At 46.5% G+C, this 2,309-nt stretch carries 3 protein-coding genes; all 3 read right to left on the reverse strand.

The features are described from left to right. Positions 1-114 precede the first annotated feature (114 nt). The 3 genes from JW499_RS21360 to JW499_RS21370 all read right to left on the reverse strand — a co-directional run bounded on the left by JW499_RS21360 (position 115) and on the right by JW499_RS21370 (position 2,089). Positions 115-414 (reverse strand): hypothetical protein, encoded by a 300-nt coding sequence (locus tag JW499_RS21360; RefSeq protein WP_205212482.1) that lies wholly within the window; start codon positions 412-414, stop codon positions 115-117. Next, the gene (locus JW499_RS21365; protein WP_205212483.1) at positions 408-1,064 is read right to left on the reverse strand and encodes a hypothetical protein; all 657 of its coding nucleotides are present in this window, start codon (positions 1,062-1,064) and stop codon (positions 408-410) included. Before JW499_RS21365 ends, JW499_RS21360 begins: the two co-directional genes overlap by 7 nt. Positions 1,065-1,657: 593 nt before the next feature. Next, on the reverse strand, positions 1,658-2,089 hold the full coding sequence (locus tag JW499_RS21370; protein WP_205212484.1) for a hypothetical protein: 432 nt from the start codon (positions 2,087-2,089) through the stop codon (positions 1,658-1,660). Positions 2,090-2,309: the final 220 nt, after the last annotated feature.

Raw genomic sequence — 2,309 nt, forward strand, 5'->3', positions numbered from 1 at the left:
ATTGCCCATCATAACAGCAATCCGAAGCCATTTATTTGGACTAAAAGTGCCCGAGACATTCTGGAAAAAGTTATTCGTGCCAACAGTCGCTTAAGCTCTAAACAGAATGCAACACTACACTAGCAGTAAACGTGCATGTAACAAGTTATCTATTGCTGCTTTTTCCAGATAAGTTGTTGCTAACTTATCATCAGAAAAAGGATTATTTCTATTCCCATAATAAATCCCCCAGTACAGGTTTGTTATCGGATCATCTTTATCTAATTGAATAATCTTTTCTCTAGCATTCTCCCATTTCTGAGAAGATAGCGCATCATAGGCTTCATCGCTGATAGATAAATCATTAGCTGAGAAAACACTCGGCGATAAAGCGAATAGGATGAATACATATAGAAGATACCTGAATTTTAACAATTTCTATCTCCATTAACAGCACAGTTAATCCTTTGTTCCCTTTTCTTATAATTTAAATCCTGTCCAACTTCTGATTGCTCTAAAATCGCATAAGGGGCAACTTCAAATGAAGCTTCGATCTTGAAACCTAAACTTTTACTACCAGCATGCCCCCCAAACTCAACATTCCCGTCAGAATTTCCTTTAAGGGTAAAGAACTTTAACACATCTCCCCCGAAGCTTTTAAGATCATCAATAATATTGTAAGAAGCATTTGCATTCCCTACGGCGGCGGAGGCTTGACCAGTAGAATCCATGCTAAGAGCAGAGTATGCACCCGTTGCACTTAAATCGCCTGAATCATTAACACTAACAGCTCCTTTTAATGGCCCCTTACTAATTTCAAATCCTGCTTTAAATTTTGCCCTTTCCTTCTCCATGGTTGCTTCCGCATTAAACATCTGCGTAAACGCGGCACTAGCCGCACCATTGGTAAATTTACCGCCCCCGAGCACTGAAGTGGTGCCTCCAATCGCTGCAGCCGTAAGCACCCGATAAGGTCTGTTCTTAAGCTCTGTACCCCAAATATCCCTATTAATATTCTTTAATGAAGCGGCAAAGGCCGAAGCGATAAAACCTTCCTTAAACGTTCCTCCCTGGATCTTTGACATTACACCACCAACGACACCGTTACCAATGACATTCGCTACAGGGACAGTATTAAAGTCGAAGGTCGTCCCAACCCATTGTGCTGCAGCACAACTGGCCAGGGTTACGAGTATATAAGGGACAATAAAGGGGACAGATTTATTTTCCGGTGGAATTACCACCGTACCAAAGGCTATATCGGAGGGCTGTATAATCGCCGCGAGGGCGCGCCTCCTACAGTATTGTTCTCTATCGCAGTTACCCATCAGGAAAAAGGGGGGCAGATTTATTTATAGGTCATCAGGCCAGTGTCGAATGGCGCTGGCCTTTTTCTTTGTGTGCCGTTCGGCCAGCAGGCCGTGCAGTTGGCTTCAGCCCGAGTGATCAGTTCCTGCCAGCCGGGCGCGCAGATGGGACCAGCGATAAAGGGACAGGCATATTCCAAATCACAACAAATCAAGGCCATATATTCCTGTTATATCTGGCTAAGGCAGTCCTTTATTTTTTAACCCACCCCTATTGAGAGCCAGTATCCCCGACATCTGCTTTTTTCGGGCACAAGCATCCCATAGCCTACGAATATCTGCTTGTTTACTTCGATAGTTTGGGTCGGTTGTTACTGTAAAAGTCGTTTCAGTTGGGTTGCTCCGGCGATATGCCGCTGCTGGTGCCGTTTCAGGTAGTCTTCAATACGCGTGCTATGGCCGATAACGGTGGCGATATGTATGCCTTGCGGTCGCATCAGTTGTAACCAATGATCCGTATCAATTCCCAGTCTGACGAGTATCGGCGGAGTATCCGCTGCAATATAACCCCGCTTGGTGGGATGAATCGCCCGCCCGGTATAATCAACCAACTCCAGATAGTCATGCAGGTCATAGCTGATCGCCACTGTTTCAGCCTCTCGGGGATCAAAGCGTTTGAGTGTTAATGCGATGGCATCTTGCTCCTGCGGGGTTTCTATCCGCTGTTTGACTGAGGTAAATGCCGATTGCTCGGGCGTCTCGGCGATGCCTGCTCGTATTGGGTTAAGGTCAACATACGCCATGCAGCTCAGTAGTGCCTGCTCGTCCAGCAAGGCCTGACTTTTAAAACGCGCTTCCCAGAAATGCCCCCGACAGCTATCCTCCTGATTGGCTCTCGGGCGATATATTCATTCAGACTGCGCATAAACCAGCTGATATCGGCTAACCGTACGCGCCAGGTCTCAGCTATTTCTGAGACGGTTTGCCGTTCGGCGACGCCTAATGCCTCTCCCGCCCGGTAGC

Origin of the sequence: Amphritea pacifica, assembly GCF_016924145.1 — a bacterium.
Taxonomy (GTDB): domain Bacteria; phylum Pseudomonadota; class Gammaproteobacteria; order Pseudomonadales; family Balneatricaceae; genus Amphritea; species Amphritea pacifica.

Bases quoted from the DNA above. Each gene is read 5' to 3' on its own strand.
- JW499_RS21365 (WP_205212483.1), bottom strand. From the start codon at position 1,064: ATGTCAAAGATCCAGGGAGGAACGTTTAAGGAAGGTTTTATCGCTTCG.
- JW499_RS21370 (WP_205212484.1), bottom strand. From the start codon at position 2,089: ATGGCGTATGTTGACCTTAACCCAATACGAGCAGGCATCGCCGAGACG.